Consider the following 16,900-nt stretch of genomic DNA (forward strand, 5'->3'; position numbering starts at 1 on the left):
AGAATGTATTTAAAAATACATTCTTATTTTTGGTGCTGGCAGTAGGAATCGAACCCACGACCTACTGATTACAAGTCAGTTGCTCTACCTGCTGAGCCATGCCAGCACATATGGCGACTCAGGAGGGGATCGAACCCTTGACCTCCGGCGTGACAGGCCGGCACTCTAACCAGCTGAGCTACTGAGCCATATGTGGTGGGCACAACAGGGCTCGAACCTGTGACCCTCTGCTTGTAAGGCAGATGCTCTCCCAGCTGAGCTATGCGCCCACATATACTTACTTTTGGTGACCCCTAGCAGACTTGAACTGCTGTTACCACCGTGAAAGGGTGGTGTCTTAACCACTTGACCAAGGGGCCTTATTTAATTGTCAATGCAAATCTTTAACTATTACTACACAGCATAAGCTAAGAACTTTAACTTAAACAAGTAACCCTCACCTTAAGTGTAGACTTCTCTTTAAGTTAAACTTAAAAATCAAACCTATGCATAACCATAGATAATGGCGACTCAGGAGGGGATCGAACCCTTGACCTCCGGCGTGACAGGCCGGCACTCTAACCAGCTGAGCTACTGAGCCATATGTGGTGGGCACAACAGGGCTCGAACCTGTGACCCTCTGCTTGTAAGGCAGATGCTCTCCCAGCTGAGCTATGCGCCCACATATACTTACTCTTGGTGACCCCTAGCAGACTTGAACTGCTGTTACCACCGTGAAAGGGTGGTGTCTTAACCACTTGACCAAGGGGCCTTATACTGTTTTATTAAGTCGTACCTGACGACCTGACATACACTATAATACAAAATATTTTATAAAGTGTCAATACTTTTTTGTGATATTTTATTGGACATCTTTGAACTTTTCTTCACGATTCCTTATATATCAACGTATTAGGTCAATTTTATATTTTAAAATTTCTTATATAATTTTGGATTTAAAAGCAAAAAACAGCTTTCTTATAATAAAATTTGTACTTTAATAACCTTTTGATTCCATATATCCTATATATTCCATTACAATTAATGCTGTATCTTCTATTGCCCTTTTTGTCACATCTATTACCTTACACCTTAATCTTCTTATAACCTTATCTGAAAATTCCAGTTCCTGAAGAACCCTTTCTTCATTTGCATACTTAAACCTATTAGATGTAGTATTGTATCTATCTACTCTATGTTTTCTTACTTCTATTAAGTGCACTGGATCTATAGTAAGAGCTACAATCTTTTTTCTATCAATGTCAAACAGCTCCTCTGGCACAGGTACCTCGGGCATAAGCGGTATGTTCAAAGCTTTTATTCCCTTATTTGCAAGATACATACAAAGTGGCGTTTTAGAAGTTCTAGAAAGACCTAAAAGAACAACATCCGCATATTTTATTCCTGAATTATCCTTGCTATCATCATACTTTATGGCAAATTCTACTGCCTCTACCTTTTTATAATACTCAGAATCTATTTCCCATACAGCACCTGGCTTATATTCAGGTATTTTATTTAGTATCCTTGATATCATACTTATACAAGGTCCTAAAATATTATTTATAGGAATACCACATTCTACACACCTTTGAACTAGAAATTCTCTTACTTCTACAAGGATTATTGTAGATATAACCATGATATTTTCTTTGCTTTCTAACCCATTTATAAATTCATTTACATCCTCATAACTCTTTATATAAGGCACCCTGTGTACTTCTATCTCTGAATAAAATTGGCTAGCAGCACCTTTAGCAACAAGTTCTGCAGTCTCACCTATAGAGTCAGAAACTGCATATATTTTAAGCATAAAAAACCCCCTAAACTTTATTTGATGGCTACCTACTGTAACACTCCCACGCACTCTGTGAAAGCGACTATCACCAAATCAAAGATTTGGGATATCTGCTTTTCTATCAAAGCGGGAGATAACAGTAGCTACGCCCCTAGATAATTCATCTAGACTTAGTGGGAGAAACCGAACTCCCACTAAGTAAGATTCATTGATGTTTTTTCGTAAGTTCTACAAGTGCACATCCTTTTACTGCATCAATTGCATTGTTACTGCAGAAATTTAATATTTCCTCACTTTCTGCACCTGGCTGTATTAATATTTTGTCTATGCCAATTTCAAAAGCTTTTTTAACTATATCAATACCAGTCTTAGGATTTATGCACAAATCAAGTACATCTACTTTAAAAGGTATTTCACTTAAAGATTTGTGTACCTTCCCGCTAGCATCTCTAGGATTCACTCCCTCTGCATTATACATTGCGCCCTTAAGAGAACTTAATATTTTAAAAGCATATTTTTCTTCATTAGACACATCGCCAACTACTACCCAGTTCTTATAATATAGAAAATTAGCAGCTTCCATTTGGACAACACTCCTTTTTACAAAATATATAAGATAATAGAAATGAATTTTTACCTCGTTCATGTTTATAATGTTGTTTTTATTATATTACAAACTGCAGTTAAATATATATTTTTTTGCAAACTGTATTAAAAGAAGTACAAGTAAGTTAAAATATAACTATCAAGTGATTCTTAGGTTCAGATGGAGCTTGCTTATAAGGATGACTTTCTCTAGCTGAACCTTATTAACAGTATTCTTAGTGTCTTTAGCACTTAGAATACGTTATCCTTTAGGGGAAGAACTTATCCAGGCGCGTAACAGTACTTATCCCCCACTTTAATAAAGATGAGGGGGTTAGCACTGATAGCGATCGGATAAATGAATTTTATTAAATAGGAGATGTATCTACATGTTTCATGAAATCATAGTAATTGGTGCAGGTGCTTCTGGTATCATGGCTGCAATTACGGCAAAAGACAGAGGAAAAGACGTAGCAATTTTAGAATCTAAAAGTAGAATAGGAAATAAAATATTATCAACTGGAAATGGGAGATGTAATATAACTAATAAAAATATAGATTTTTGTAGATATCACAGTAATAATACTCATTTTTTTGAAAGTGTCTTAAATAATTTTTCCCTTGACGACACAATAAACTTTTTTAATTCACTAGGTCTTCCAATTACAACTTTGGAAAACGGAAGGATGTATCCCCTCTCTCTTCAATCATCCTCCGTACTAGATATATTAAAAATGGCTATTGAAGATCGAAATATACCTGTTTATTTAAATTCAAAAGTCGGTAATATAGCTTTTGGTAAAAAATCCTTTAAAATATACTGTAATGATCAAATTTACGAATGTAATAAACTAATATTATGTACAGGTGGCAAATCTGCCCCTAATACAGGATCTGACGGTTCGGGATTTACCCTATGTAAAAACCTTGGCCACAGTATAATACCACCCCTTCCTGGCCTTGTACAGTTGAAATTAAGCTATACTCATTTAAAAGCCCTATCGGGAGTAAAATTTAATGGGTATGTATACATAGTTGTGGATAATATAATACAAAAAAAAGAATATGGAGAAATATTATTTACAGATTACGGAATATCAGGGCCACCTATACTTGACATAAGTCGCATAGCTTCCTGTAATTTATTTAGTAAAAAGTCCGTTAAGATTAAAATTGACATGCTTCCAGATTTTGAAGAAAAGGATTTAGTAGAGTTCCTGGAAAATCGCTGGGGAACTTTTGGTTACAGAAGTATATTCGACTCATTCATAGGAGTAATAAATAAAAAAATCATACCTATACTTTTAAGAGAATCATCCATTGAAGATATTCATAAATCATGTAGTGAATTAAATTGGCAGGAAAAAAAGAATATATGTCACTTACTCAAATCCTGGGAATTTACAGTATATGATACTAATTCCTTCAAAAATTCTCAAGTTACCTGTGGAGGAGTAGACACCTCTCAAGTAAACAGCACTACTTTGGAATCAAAAAAAATAAAAAATTTATATTTAGCAGGAGAAATTTTGGATGTGGATGGTGACTGTGGTGGTTTTAATTTACAATGGGCCTGGAGTTCGGGATTTACTGCAGGGAAAAGTGCTGCTGAAACATAATTCATCAGCCTTTCTCTCTGCTTTTTATTCTTCATTCTTTTCCCAAACCGCTTCTATCACTGATAATTCTTTTTCCTCTTGATCCACTATCTTATGCAGAGATATATAACTATTTTCTTTCTTTTTCAGTTCAGTATATATTTTTATTTTTTCTCCATATAATGCCTCTTTTTCATAAGTTATATTTAGATTTTTTATAGTAAAATTAAGTACTATATCAAGAGGTATAGTTTCCACAATCCAATCTACATACTTAACATTATTGACATGCCTGTTGGTATCTATGTCACTGTACCTTACATTAAAACCTTTTTCTATATCAAACTGTTCTGGTAACTTTATTTTTTTAATAATCAACGGTTTTATCTCATTTCCAGATACACCGTACATTTTATACATATCTTCAGTTATCCTAATTACTTTACGTTTTTCTTTATCTATAAGAAGCCATATTGAATTGGCTGATGCAATGACATTTTCCTTATCATCTAAAACCTTAAAAGTCCTATATCCATAGAACTTTCTGAAGGAATATGCTTTAGTTTGAACTGTTATTTTTTCACCATAATGAGGATACCTATTAATATGTATATCCCATTTATACAGTACCCAGGCTACCCCTTTTTGTTTTAAGTAATCAAGTCCTCCTCCTATATCTTCTGATTGTTTTGTAGATACATCTTCAAAATAGTTCATAAGACTTGTTACAAGCAATTTCTTTCTAAAATCTATTTCATAGTATTGGACTTCGTATTCTTTTTCAGTAACTACATTTTCCAATTTTATTTACCCTCCTTATCTTAGAAATTTCTATTACATTTATATTATAATATAATTTCCATTTTTTCTGTAGAATAAAATTGCTAAAGATAAAAAATTCACCCTTAAATAAACTTAATTTAATAAATTTATTTAAGGGTGATAACTTTAATTTTATATTTCACTTACATCTATTGTCTGATCTCTTCTTGGTCCAACAGATACTATAGATACCTTTGTTCCAGTAAATTCTTCTATTCTACTTAAATACTTTTTAGCATTCTGTGGTAACTCGTTATAAGTTTTGGCATTTTCTATTTCTCTGCCCCAACCTTCAAATTCTTCATATACAGGTTCGCATTTAGCTAAATCTTCTAAACTTGCAGGTACATAGTCTATAATTTTTCCATTAAATTTATATCCTACGCATGCTTTTACCTTTTCAAGTCCTGCTAAAGTATCTATTTTTGTAATAGCAAAGCTTGTAAGTCCAGAAACTCTGCTGCTAGTCTTAAGTATTACTAGATCTAGCCATCCGCATCTTCTAGCTCTTCCTGTAGTAACTCCATATTCATGACCATTTTCCCTAATCCATTCTCCTGTCTTGTCAAAAAGCTCTGTAGGGAAAGGTCCTTTTCCTACTCTTGTAGTATACGCCTTTGCAATACCTACTGCTCCTGTTATCATAGTAGGTCCTATTCCTGAACCAATACATACTCCACCAGCAATAGTGCTTGAAGATGTAACATAAGGATAAGTTCCATAATCTATATCCAGCAAAGTACCCTGTGCACCTTCAAATAATACTTTTTTTCCACCTTTTATACTATTATATACTTCTACAGATATATCTTTAACATAAGGAGCTAATTTCTTTGCATAATCAATATATTCATTGTATATAGTATCAAAGTCAAGAGCCTTTTCTCCATAAACCTTAGTTATTATGTCATTCTTTATTTTTAAATTTTCTTTTAGATTTTCTTCAAATATATTCTGGTGCATAAGATCACAAACTCTTATGCCGCTTCTTTCCATTTTATCCGTATAGCACGGTCCAATTCCTTTTCCTGTAGTTCCTATATCTTTTTTACCTCTTGCCCTCTCTTTTATACCGTCTAATACCTTATGGTAAGGCATAATAAGCTGGGCTCTATCACTTATTATTAAATTCTCAGGTGATATGTCTACTCCTAGGTCTTTTAAATAATCCATTTCTTCAAATAATGCTTTTGGATCAAGCACTACTCCATTTCCTATTACATTCACCTTATCTTTATACAATATTCCAGATGGTACAAGATGAAGTTTGTATTGCTTATCACCTACTTCAACTGTATGACCTGCATTATTTCCACCTTGAAATCTGACAACAACATCTGCCCCTTTTGCAAGATAATCTGTCATCTTTCCTTTTCCTTCATCACCCCATTGGGATCCTAAAACAATAAATGCTGACATGAGAATTTCCTCCCCTTTTTTTGTATAACCCAAATCTTTCAAAATAATATATAATAATTTACAATTATTTGCTAACTATATCTCTTCCAACTACTACACCTGTTACTGAGGCCTGCATAAGCCCTCTTGTAATACCTGCACCATCTCCTATGGCATATAGATTCTTTATAGAAGTTTCAAACTTATCATTTGTGTCACATTTACTAGAATAGAATTTTACCTCCACGCCATATAAAAGTGTATTTTTGCTATAAAGTCCTGGTGCTACATTGTTAAAAGCTTTTAGTGCCTCAACTATGGATGTAAGATATCTCTGAGGTAAAACATAACTTAAATCTCCAGGCACTGCTGATTTCAAAGTTGGAATAGTAGTGGATTTTTTAAGTCTTGAATAATCAGTTCTTCTTCCATTTAATAAATCACCCAGTCTTTGTACCATTATGCCATTTCCAGTAAGCATATTTCCAAGCTTTGCAATATACTTACCATAAGTTATAGGTTGGTTGAAGGGCTCTGTAAAAGATGTAGAAACGAGCATTGCAAAGTTTGTATTTTCTGTTCTCAATTCTTTTTCTTCATAACTATGCCCATTTACAACTGCTATGGTACCATCATAGTGCTCTTCTGATACTACCCCACCTGGATTCATGCAAAAAGTTCTAACCTTATTATCAAAAGTATCAGAATAATATACAAGTTTTGCTTCATATAAGTCTTTAGTCAAGTGGTCCATTATTGAATTTGGTACCTCAACCCGAACACCTATGTCTACAGCATTATTTGTAGTTTTTAACTTTAACTTTTGGGATTGATTTGAAAACCATTCTGCACCACCCCTGCCTGGAGCAACTACTACATGATGTGCTAAAACCTTTTTCTTACCATCCTTGTTTTCCACACAAACTCCAATTACGCTATCACCTTCTACTAATATCTCATCTACTGTAGTAAGTTCATTAAATTCAGTATTTGTGTTATCCAAAAGATGGTAATACATTTTTTTCAGTACTTCATAGGCTAACTCTGTTCCCAGATGCCTAACAGGACACTGTATAAGACGAATATTATATTTGCTTGCTTCATACTTTATCTTATCTATATTTTCATTGTTTAATCCATATACAACCTTGTTAGCTCCAAAATTTAAATATATATCATCACAATATTTTATTAATTTTTTACATTCATCTTCTGAAAAATACTCTAAAATTCTACCTCCGACTTCTGGGCTTAAAGAAAGCTTTCCATCAGAAAAAGCTCCTGCACCTGACCAGCCAGAAGTGATACCACATGGATTGCAATTTACACACTTTCCATTTATCCTAGCCGGACACTTTCTATCCTCTATATTTCTGCCTTTATCAATTATAAGTACACTTAGATTCTTGTTAAGCTTTGTAATTTCTAAAGCAGTAAATATTCCCGCAGGACCAGCTCCAACTATTATTACATCATATTTTTCTTTCAAGTAGCATCCCTCCTACAATATGGTATCAAAATTGTATGTTACAGTCAACAGAAAATCACGAATAATTTCTATTAAAATAATAATAAAATTCGTAAAACTCCATAGTGAAATTTTCTGTAACAAATTTTTCCTTTCATCATACTATGATAATATAATAAATTTTATGGAGGCATTAAATGAATACCAATCAAAATAACTCAAATGATAAAGAAGAAAATACCCAGTATTATGATCGTACTGATAAAGATACTTATGCTTCTTCTCCTGCTTATTACTGCCCTGTATATAACTGCCCCTACAATCCAGAAATGATGGATGAAGAGGACGATTTTACTGAATCAGGAGATGATCTATACAGACAACGTGGAAGAAGGAGAAGAAGAAGACGCAGACGTAGACACAGAATGCCATATTCTCCATTCATATTCCCAATTGTATTTCCACTAGATTTTGATGACTGGGATTGGTAAACCTTAATACTTCTATACCTCTTGAAAATAAGTACTTAATTAAATTTAAGTGCTTATTTTTATATTTCTCTTCAAAATTGCATTCTATTTTATTTTTAGCTTTTTTGTTATAAAATATTAATAAGTTAAATTTTAGTTATTAACTTAAGGGGGATAAAATGTGAACTTTAGAGTAGAAAAAGATTTACTTGGAGAAAAGGAAATTGAAACCTCTTCCTATTTTGGTATTAATACCGAAAGAGCTTTAGAAAATTTTAATTTACAGGGCAAAACCGTTAATTTAAATTTAGTTAAAGAAATTGCACTCATAAAAAAAGCAGCTGCCCTAGTCAATAAAGATTTAAGAGAACTTAAAATTGAAAAAGCTGATGCCATAATTAAAGCTAGTGAAGAAGTTATCGGTGGCAAATTTGACGATCAATTTAAGTTAAGTGCATTTCAAGGTGGAGCCGGCACATCCACAAATATGAATGTAAATGAAGTCATAGCAAACAGAGCTATAGAGCTACTAGGTGGTAAAAAGGGAGATTACTCATTAGTACATCCTTTAAATGATGTAAATATGTCTCAATCTACAAATGATGTTTATCCTACTGCTCTTAGAATTGCAGCTATACGCCGCATAAGAAAGTTAAGCAGTTGTCTGTCTGATCTTCAGGAAGAGCTTCAAGTTAAAGAAAACGATTTTTCAGATATATTGAAATTAGGTAGAACCCAACTAATGGATGCGCTTCCCATGATGGTAGGACAAGGTTTTGGTGCTTACGCCAAAGCAATATCTCGAGATAGATGGAGAATATATAAAGTAGAAGAAAGACTCAGGGAAATCAACATAGGCGGTACCGCTATAGGTACAGGTCTTAATGCAACTAATAAATTTATATATAAGATAACAGATGTACTTCAAGACTTAACCGGCCTTGGAATTGCCCGTTCCGATTATCCTATGGATGTTACTCAAAATTGTGATGTATTTGTTGAGGTCTCAGGACTTTTAAAGTCCCTAGCCTGCAATCTTTTAAAAATTTCAAATGATTTAAGGCTTTTAAATTCGGGACCCCGGGGAGGAATAGGAGAAATCATTCTTCCAAAGGTACAAGCAGGTTCAACCATCATGCCGGGAAAAGTCAATCCAGTCATAGCTGAAATGGTAGCACAGGTAAGTATGAGAGTAATATCAAACGACACAGCAATTACTATGGCCAGCAGTTCAGGTCAATTGGAGTTAAATGCATTCACTCCACTCATTGCAGAATGTCTACTTGAATCCCTAGAACTTTTAGAAAGAACAGTTACACTATTTAGGGAAAAGTGCATTAGCGGAATCAAAGTAAATGAAGAAAATTGTAAAAAAAATCTTGAAAATTCCACAGCACTGGTAACTGCATTAGTACATTACATAGGTTATGATAAGGCTAGTGAGCTTGCAAAGAAAGCCTTGAAAAATCATAAAACTATAAGAGAAATTCTATATGAAGAAAAAATACTGCCTAAGGAAAAAATAGATGAAATAATAAATCCATATCAGCTGACAAAACCAGGTATACCTGGCAAATAAATATTGGAGGAGATTACTTATGAGTTTAAATGAAACACCTCGCTCAGTAAGAACACATATAGCACTCTTTGGCAAAAGGAATGCTGGCAAATCAAGTATTATAAACGCTTTAACAGGCCAAGATATAGCCATCGTATCAGACGTAAGGGGTACTACTACAGATCCAGTCTATAAATCTATGGAGATACTTCCCATAGGTCCCTGTGTAATAATAGATACCGCAGGCCTTGATGATGAAGGCGAACTCGGCGAACTTAGAAAAGAAAAAACATTAAGCGTTTTAAATAAAACTGACATATCAATAATTGTAATAGATTCAACTGTTGGAATTACAGATTATGACGAGTCTATAATAAATCAAATTAAAAATAAAAAAATTCCCCTTATAGGAGTCTTAAACAAAATCGATGCTGCTGATATAAAAGATTTAGATGTAGAACATATGAGAAAAGAACTCAAAATACCAATTGTAAAAGTATCTGCACTTAAAAGAAAAGGTATACTTGAGTTAAAAAATCAAATAATAGCTGCACAACCTCAAAGTGAAGATAAATTTAAAGTAATTGGTGATTTAATAAACCCTGGAGACTTTGTGGTTCTTGTAACTCCAATAGATAAAGCAGCTCCTAAAGGAAGACTTATTCTCCCTCAGCAGCAAACCATAAGAGATATACTGGAAAGTGATGCTACTGCAGTGGTAACTAAAGAATTTGAACTTAGAGAAACCTTACAAAACCTAGGGAAAAAACCTAAAATAGTAGTTACAGATTCCCAAGCATTTTTAAAAGTAGCAGCAGATACCCCAAAAGATATATTGATGACTTCCTTTTCCATACTCTTTGCAAGATGCAAAGGAGACCTAGTAGAACTTATAAAAGGAGTAAAAGCTGTAAAAAAATTAAAAGATGGAGACAAAGTACTTATTGCAGAAGGCTGCACTCACCATAGACAATCTGATGATATAGGTAAAGTAAAAATTCCTAGATGGATACGACAAATTACCGGTAAAAAAATAGATTTTGAATTTTCATCTGGTGTTTCTTTTACAGAAGAAATAAAGAAATATGCCTTAGTAGTTCACTGCGGTGCTTGCATGTTAAATAGAGCCGCAATGCTTTATAGAATAAATACTGCAAAAGAACTTAATGTCCCTATTGTAAACTATGGCATACTTATTGCATATGTCCAAGGTATACTAGATAGAGCTTTAAAACCATTTCCACTAGCTAAAATGGCATGGGACGATGAAAATTAAATTACAAGAGATATAATTATAAAGTAAAAAGCAGTTGGCTAAAATAATATTTCAGTCAACTGCTTTTCACTTTATATTGACTACACATCATATCTATGTTAAAGTATGAACGTGAATGATAATCAATCTCATATGAAATATATTATCATTATATTGTAAGGAGGCTTTATTATGTTAAATTTCTATCATAATTAAACTTTAACTAAATCAAGAAATGCTACGAGGGGGGATCTAATTGAATTCAAAAAAAATTATAGGCTTAATAATGTCAACAATACTACTTTCTACATCAACTGTTTTTGCGGAATCTTCATATACATTAAATCAAAAAAGAATTTTCGGAAACGACCGATATGAAACTTCTGCACTGATAAGTAAGGAAGGTTGGAAAATTTCTTCCAATGTGATTATATGCAATGGAGAAAATTTCCCCGATGCACTTTGTGCTGTACCACTAGCTAAAAAATATGATGCACCTATTTTACTTAACAATAAAGATAGTCTAAATCAAAATATAAAACAAGAATTAAAAAGATTAAATCCTGATAGCGTCACTATTATAGGTGGAAAAGGAGTTATAAATAGCAAAGTTGAAGATGAAATAAAATCCTCTGTACCTAATTTGAAAAAAATTGATAGATTAGGTGGAACTGATAGATATGAAACTTCAAAAATCATTGCAGAAAAAGTCGGAAAAAGTAATAATATTGTATTAGTTTCAGGTAAAGTTCCGTCAGATGCACTATCAATAAGCTCTATAGCTGCAAATAAAAATATGCCTATATTGTTAGCAGATCAAAACAATAACGGTATACAAAATTATGTAAAAAGTAATTCTGTTACTAAAACTTACATAATTGGAGGAGAAGCTTGTGTTTCAAAAGATATAGAAAAAATTGTTTCAAACCCTGAGAGAATATATGGAAAAGATCGTTATGAAAGTAACGAAAAAATATTGAACAGATTTCAAGACTCTATAAATTTTAACAACATATACTTAACTGCTGCACAGCATAATGGAATAGACCAATTTGCCGATGCTCTATCAAGTTCTGCATTAGCTGCAAAGAATTGTAACCCAGTGGTGTTAGTTAACACTGATATAAATAAAGATACTTTGAATCTTATAAAATCCAAAGTTACTAAAGAAAGCATTATAATTGCACTTGGTGGAGAAAAAATTGTATCTGCAAATCTAGTAGATACTTTAGTTAATATAAATAGCTCTCCTTCTAAAGAAAATAACACTTCTGAAAGTTCAGGAGGTTCAAGTAGTTCTTCTAATTCTAATGAATCCTCCTATACTGTATCTATGAAACAGTCATTTCCAGGCGCATTTACTTATGACCTAGAAGTAACCTCAAACAACGGTTCAGAAATGCTAAAAGGATATAAATTACTGTATGATGGAACAGTAATAGCTAGTGACGAGGATGGAGATGGAATAACAAAACCTCTATCTATTTTCTTTGGAGATGACACTGATAGATCCAAATTTCAAATTTCAAAGGATGGAAAATATATTAACTTTAGTGGAATAAAATAATTGGAGGTATAAAAATGATAAGAAAAAAATTTATGTATTCATTGGCACTATCAACAATAATGATTTTAGGAGCAGGAAATTGTGCACTAGCAGAAAGCATTGATCAATTACCTAATATACAAGATAATTCTCTAGTACTTGGAAAAAGCTTATTTAAACTAGACAGTGCTAATAATTCAGTTTATAATCTAAATACTTTTGTAGAGTCATCAAAAACAGTAGACAATAAAAATGGAGTTTACTATAAATACAATGGAAAATGGTACACAGGAAAGGATATAGAAAGTTTTACAAATTTAAAAAATGGTACACCTCTAGACACTATTTCAAATGATATCTTAAAAGTAAATGGTGAAGATTCAAGTATTTACAAAAACCATAATTTTTCATTTGATTGGTATCAAGATGGAGATTACTCACATGATAAAGATGCTGACAATGAATCTATAGAACAATTTGTAGTAAATTTTAATCAAAATATAAACGGAAGTAAAGGGACTTTAAAAATCATAGTTCCAGACAACACTAAAAAAGATCCCTACGGAACTGATAAACTTGGAGAAATTATCATTAATTTGGATGGCTCTAATAAACCTACAGCTCTTGCAAATGTACATGGGGGGAAACCTGTATCAGGTTTCGTTGTAAAAAATAAAGGAAATGTAAACAGTCTATACATAGAACTTACAGAAGATTGGACAAGAATTTTAAATACTGAAGAAACTGGCATAAATTATTACGATGCTAGAGTAAATGGATTAAAACTCACAGCAGAAAACCTAGAGGATGCAAATGGAAACAAACTCACAAATGCAGATGGTTCAACCGAGTTAACTGCAAAACGCAGCATAAATCTTGCAAAAGATACTCAAAAACCAAAGGTAATATATCAAAAACCTATATATACTTATATCGGTGAAAATGGTTTCCAGACTGCTGGAAATACAAGACTTGTATTTAATGAGCCTGTTCAAATATTTACACAAGAAATGGCAGATTCTTTAGAAAAATCAGGCGGAACCCTTCCCGAAATAGAAAGTGGATACAATCCTCTGACCCCTAGTCAACAACAACTTAAAGATAACAAATATGGTCTTCCAATATTCTCAGCTAAATACTATAAAGTTGATGATAAGGGAAACAACATACTTGATAAAGATGGTAATCCTGTAACAATCGAAGGAAAATATTCATTAATGGGTGACATACTTAAAACTGGTGCTAAAGGTGAGGACAATGGTGATAAAATTGCATTTAGACTAAATCAAATCCCTTTTAAGTATGATTTTGATCCACAGAATGAAGGAATCATTAGATTTAGAGATTTTGGTTCATTTCTAATAAATCCTGTTACTACATTAACTGAAGGTAAATGGAAACTAGTAGCTAAAAATATAACTGATGATGCAGGAAACACTATGGATGATTATGTTTCTGATCCAATAGAAATTAAACCTTACTTCACTATAGAAAAATTGACTAAGGAAGGTATAAAAGTTCACTTTACTGATCCTTTTGCCAAAAATACAGTTTTTGGAAACAAAGTAATTGTTCTTGTATATAAAGGTGATGATTTTGTAGGTATGGCTTATCTTAATGATTTAAAAGAAGGTCAAACAGAAGCAGAAGGTACTTTTACTAAACCACTTACAACTTTAGAGGGAACTTACAACATAAATAATATTATATATACAGTACCTAAAGATAACTCTTCTTTAAATACTCAGGATACAACTTCAAACAATAATTTAAATACAAATACCACCAATAATACTGACAATAAAGATAACTCCTCTGCAGACAATTTAAGTAAAGCAAATAATGAGGATACACTTAAAAATACTAAAGATCTATCTAATGACACTAAATTAAACCAAAATTAATTCAAATATCATTTAAATTATTAAAGGAGCTAAATTAAGAATTTTAATTTAGCTCCTTTAGTTTCTTAGATTTTAATAAACGGTGAAACAAAAAGAATTACTGAAAGAACAATTATAAATATTACAGTTACCCATATGATAATATTTTGTAATCCATTGTTAACATATTCACCCATAAGTTCTTTATTATTAGTAAGTAATACCATAAATATTAATATAATAGGACATAAAATTCCTGCAAGCTGTTGGGTAACAAGCATAACCCCTACTAATGATACATTAGGTATCAATACTATTATTGAACTAAATATTATCATAAAAGTAAAAATACCATAAAAAGCAGGCGATTCCTTATACTTATGGTCTAATCCGCTTTCAAGTCCAAAGCATTCACATATTGCATATGAAGTAGACAATGGAATAACCATACATGCAAGCACAGATGCTCCAAAAAGCCCAACTCCAAAGAGGATGGACGCATAGTTTCCTGCTAGCGGCTTAAGTGCCTGTGCAGCTTGGCTGGCGCTATCTATTTTTACTCCTGCTTTGTATAAGGTAACAGCAGTACATATTATTATAAAAAATGCAACCAAATTTCCCCAAACGGAACCTAAATATACATCCAATTTTTCATATTTATAGTCTTTTATTTGTAGTCCCTTATCTACTACAGAAGATTGAAGATAAAACTGCATATACGGAGTAATTGTAGTACCTATCATTCCTATAAATGACAAAATAAATCCACTGTCAAATTTTAAAGTAGGAGTAAAAGTTGCTCTTATTACATGATTCCAATCTGGTTTTTCTATAAAACAAGTTATTATATAAGAAAAAAACACAAGTGTAAAAGCTAAAAATATCTTTTCTATATTTGAATAAGAACCTTTTGTAATAAGGAACCAAACAACAAACGCCATTACAGGAACCGAAACATATTTATTTATGCCAAACATATCCATGCTAGCAGCTATACCAGCAAAATCACCTACACAAACACCAAAATTAGCAACAAATAAAATTAGCATTGCAAAAAAGGCAAGCTTAACGCTAAAATTTTCTCTGATTAAATCAGAAAGCCCCTTTCCTGTTACAACAGCCATTCTAGCATTCATTTCCTGTATAACAGATAAGCTAAATGTTATTAATAACAGTCCCCAAAGCATGTTGTAACCATAGGATGCTCCAATAGTCGCATAAGTAGTAATACCACCTGCATCATTTCCTGCATTTACAGTGATTAATCCAGGACCAATTATGCTTAATATCAATAAAAATTTATTTTTCTTTTTCATATTTTATTCTCCTATTTTTATATATACATCACATTTATATATACATAAATTATACCGTTTTTCCTTTAGTTGATGTACAAACATGAGTCATATATAATATAACATATGAGGTGATGTAAAATGTTACGAAATGGTCAAAAATACAATTCACAGATAAAATTCCATGTTTTAAAACTAATAGTTTGTTTGTCATTCATTTTACTACTTAGTTCATGTTCTTACAATAACGCTTCTAATAATCAGCTCTATGAAAAAAACATAATAACGATGGATACGCCAATGGATTTAAAAGCCTATGGGACTAATGCTCAGAAAGCAGTAGATGAAAGTGTTAAAAAATTGTATCAACTAAATGATATGGCAAGTACTACTGTAAATAACAGCGATATTATGAAAATTAACAACGCTTCAGGCAAAAATTATGTAAAGGTTAACCCTGAAATAATTAAAATGATAAAACTCTCACAAAAATATTCAAAAATAAGTAGTGGTAAGTGGGATATTACAGTAGGTCCTATAATAAACCTATGGGGAATAGGTACCGACAAAGCAAGACTACCATCGGATTCAGAAATTAAATCTAAATTACCACTAGTCGGATATGATAAGATCAAAATTGATGAAAAAAATAGTAGTATTATGCTGACGCAGCCCGGCATGGCCTTAGATTTAGGCGGAATTGCCAAAGGATTTGCTGCTGATGAAGTATTAAAGATTTACAAAAAATATAATATAAAAAATGGACTTATAGACTTAGGCTCAAGTTCTATATATGCAGTTGGTAAAAATGAAAGTAATTCCCCTTGGGGAATAGGAATTAAAAATCCTAGAAGCGATGATATGCTAGGTATAGTTAAACTATCAAACGAAGGACTATCTACCTCAGGTGATTATGAAAGATATTTTATAAAAAATGGTAAAAGATATCATCATATACTTGATCCTGCAACAGGATACCCTGTAGATAATGGAGTTATGAGTGTAACTGTTATAGTTGACAATAATGTCTCTGATAGTAATACCACAGCCGACATCATGTCTCTACTTGTATTTGAATTAGGCCCTAAGGAAGGTTTAAATTTGGTAAACAAAACACCTGGTATATCTTGCGAGGTTACTACCAAAGATAATAAGGTTTACACATCATCAAAGTTTAAAGATAAGTTTTCTGATTTAAATAAGAATTTTAAAATGGCAAACTAACATAGATAAATCATCTATCTA

General features: G+C 32.4%; 13 protein-coding genes and 7 tRNA genes. 7 read left to right on the forward strand and 13 right to left on the reverse strand.

The features are described 5' to 3' along the window. Positions 1–30: 30 nt before the first annotated feature. The 9 genes from CLRAG_RS02615 to CLRAG_RS02655 form a co-directional block, all read right to left on the reverse strand. Positions 31–106: transfer RNA gene (locus CLRAG_RS02615), tRNA-Thr, on the reverse strand. A 5-nt stretch (positions 107–111) separates the two neighbouring features. Beyond that, positions 112–188 (reverse strand) — tRNA-Asp (locus tag CLRAG_RS02620). 5 nt (positions 189–193) lie between these two features. Further along, positions 194–269: transfer RNA gene (locus CLRAG_RS02625), tRNA-Val, on the reverse strand. A gap of 15 nt (positions 270–284) precedes the next feature. Then, positions 285–359, reverse strand: a tRNA-Glu gene (locus CLRAG_RS02630). Between the two features lie 144 nt (positions 360–503). After that, positions 504–580 (reverse strand) — tRNA-Asp (locus CLRAG_RS02635). 5 nt (positions 581–585) lie between these two features. Beyond that, a tRNA-Val gene (locus CLRAG_RS02640) sits at positions 586–661 on the reverse strand. 15 nt (positions 662–676) lie between these two features. Next, positions 677–751, reverse strand: a tRNA-Glu gene (locus CLRAG_RS02645). A gap of 225 nt (positions 752–976) precedes the next feature. Then, positions 977–1,792 (reverse strand): pyruvate, water dikinase regulatory protein, encoded by an 816-nt coding sequence (locus tag CLRAG_RS02650; protein ID WP_065076947.1) that lies wholly within the window; start codon positions 1,790–1,792, stop codon positions 977–979. A 190-nt stretch (positions 1,793–1,982) separates the two neighbouring features. Next, positions 1,983–2,360: a CoA-binding protein gene (locus tag CLRAG_RS02655; protein WP_065076948.1), complete on the reverse strand. Its 378-nt coding sequence runs from the start codon at positions 2,358–2,360 to the stop codon at positions 1,983–1,985. Between the two features lie 391 nt (positions 2,361–2,751). On the opposite strand from CLRAG_RS02655, the gene CLRAG_RS02660 reads away from it, so the two are divergent. Next, on the forward strand, positions 2,752–3,981 hold the full coding sequence (locus CLRAG_RS02660; protein ID WP_065076949.1) for a BaiN/RdsA family NAD(P)/FAD-dependent oxidoreductase: 1,230 nt from the start codon (positions 2,752–2,754) through the stop codon (positions 3,979–3,981). A gap of 24 nt (positions 3,982–4,005) precedes the next feature. Here CLRAG_RS02660 and CLRAG_RS02665 read toward each other — a convergent pair whose 3' ends face one another. From CLRAG_RS02665 to CLRAG_RS02675, 3 genes are all read right to left on the reverse strand, one after another. Beyond that, on the reverse strand, positions 4,006–4,761 hold the full coding sequence (locus CLRAG_RS02665; RefSeq protein ID WP_065076950.1) for an acyl-[acyl-carrier-protein] thioesterase: 756 nt from the start codon (positions 4,759–4,761) through the stop codon (positions 4,006–4,008). 153 nt (positions 4,762–4,914) lie between these two features. Next, positions 4,915–6,201, reverse strand: coding sequence for an adenylosuccinate synthase (locus tag CLRAG_RS02670; RefSeq protein ID WP_065076951.1), 1,287 nt, complete (start codon positions 6,199–6,201; stop codon positions 4,915–4,917). Positions 6,202–6,265: 64 nt separating this feature from the next. Further along, on the reverse strand, positions 6,266–7,669 hold the full coding sequence (locus CLRAG_RS02675; RefSeq protein WP_065076952.1) for an NAD(P)/FAD-dependent oxidoreductase: 1,404 nt from the start codon (positions 7,667–7,669) through the stop codon (positions 6,266–6,268). Between the two features lie 176 nt (positions 7,670–7,845). On the opposite strand from CLRAG_RS02675, the gene CLRAG_RS02680 reads away from it, so the two are divergent. The 5 genes from CLRAG_RS02680 (at position 7,846) to CLRAG_RS02700 (ending at position 14,381) form a co-directional block, all read left to right on the forward strand. Further along, a complete protein-coding gene (locus tag CLRAG_RS02680; protein WP_065076953.1) occupies positions 7,846–8,139 on the forward strand; it encodes a hypothetical protein in 294 nt (97 codons plus the stop codon). A gap of 160 nt (positions 8,140–8,299) precedes the next feature. Then, positions 8,300–9,697: an aspartate ammonia-lyase gene (locus tag CLRAG_RS02685; protein WP_065076954.1), complete on the forward strand. Its 1,398-nt coding sequence runs from the start codon at positions 8,300–8,302 to the stop codon at positions 9,695–9,697. A 19-nt stretch (positions 9,698–9,716) separates the two neighbouring features. Next, positions 9,717–10,952 (forward strand): [FeFe] hydrogenase H-cluster maturation GTPase HydF, encoded by a 1,236-nt coding sequence (gene hydF / locus CLRAG_RS02690; protein WP_065076955.1) that lies wholly within the window; start codon positions 9,717–9,719, stop codon positions 10,950–10,952. Positions 10,953–11,187: 235 nt separating this feature from the next. Beyond that, positions 11,188–12,498, forward strand: coding sequence for a cell wall-binding repeat-containing protein (locus CLRAG_RS02695; protein WP_065076956.1), 1,311 nt, complete (start codon positions 11,188–11,190; stop codon positions 12,496–12,498). Positions 12,499–12,512: 14 nt separating this feature from the next. After that, positions 12,513–14,381, forward strand: coding sequence for a hypothetical protein (locus tag CLRAG_RS02700; protein ID WP_065076957.1), 1,869 nt, complete (start codon positions 12,513–12,515; stop codon positions 14,379–14,381). 65 nt (positions 14,382–14,446) lie between these two features. On the opposite strand, the gene CLRAG_RS02705 is transcribed toward CLRAG_RS02700, so the two are convergent. Continuing rightward, positions 14,447–15,676, reverse strand: a complete 1,230-nt coding sequence (locus CLRAG_RS02705) for an Nramp family divalent metal transporter (protein ID WP_065076958.1) — start codon at positions 15,674–15,676, stop codon at positions 14,447–14,449. A gap of 120 nt (positions 15,677–15,796) precedes the next feature. Between CLRAG_RS02705 and CLRAG_RS02710 the strand changes: the two genes are divergently transcribed. Continuing rightward, a complete protein-coding gene (locus CLRAG_RS02710) occupies positions 15,797–16,879 on the forward strand; it encodes an FAD:protein FMN transferase (protein WP_065076959.1) in 1,083 nt (360 codons plus the stop codon). Positions 16,880–16,900: the final 21 nt, after the last annotated feature.

The sequence above is a fragment of the Clostridium ragsdalei P11 genome (genome assembly GCF_001675165.1).
GTDB lineage: Bacteria > Bacillota > Clostridia > Clostridiales > Clostridiaceae > Clostridium_B > Clostridium_B ragsdalei.

Coding starts and splice junctions, on each gene's coding strand:
- CLRAG_RS02660 (WP_065076949.1), top strand. CDS start 2,752: ATGTTTCATGAAATCATAGTAATTGGTGCAGGTGCTTCTGGTATCATG.
- CLRAG_RS02655 (WP_065076948.1), bottom strand. CDS start 2,360: ATGGAAGCTGCTAATTTTCTATATTATAAGAACTGGGTAGTAGTTGGC.
- CLRAG_RS02650 (WP_065076947.1), bottom strand. CDS start 1,792: ATGCTTAAAATATATGCAGTTTCTGACTCTATAGGTGAGACTGCAGAA.
- hydF (WP_065076955.1), top strand. CDS start 9,717: ATGAGTTTAAATGAAACACCTCGCTCAGTAAGAACACATATAGCACTC.
- CLRAG_RS02680 (WP_065076953.1), top strand. CDS start 7,846: ATGAATACCAATCAAAATAACTCAAATGATAAAGAAGAAAATACCCAG.
- CLRAG_RS02670 (WP_065076951.1), bottom strand. CDS start 6,201: ATGTCAGCATTTATTGTTTTAGGATCCCAATGGGGTGATGAAGGAAAA.
- CLRAG_RS02700 (WP_065076957.1), top strand. CDS start 12,513: ATGATAAGAAAAAAATTTATGTATTCATTGGCACTATCAACAATAATG.
- CLRAG_RS02710 (WP_065076959.1), top strand. CDS start 15,797: ATGTTACGAAATGGTCAAAAATACAATTCACAGATAAAATTCCATGTT.
- CLRAG_RS02705 (WP_065076958.1), bottom strand. CDS start 15,676: ATGAAAAAGAAAAATAAATTTTTATTGATATTAAGCATAATTGGTCCT.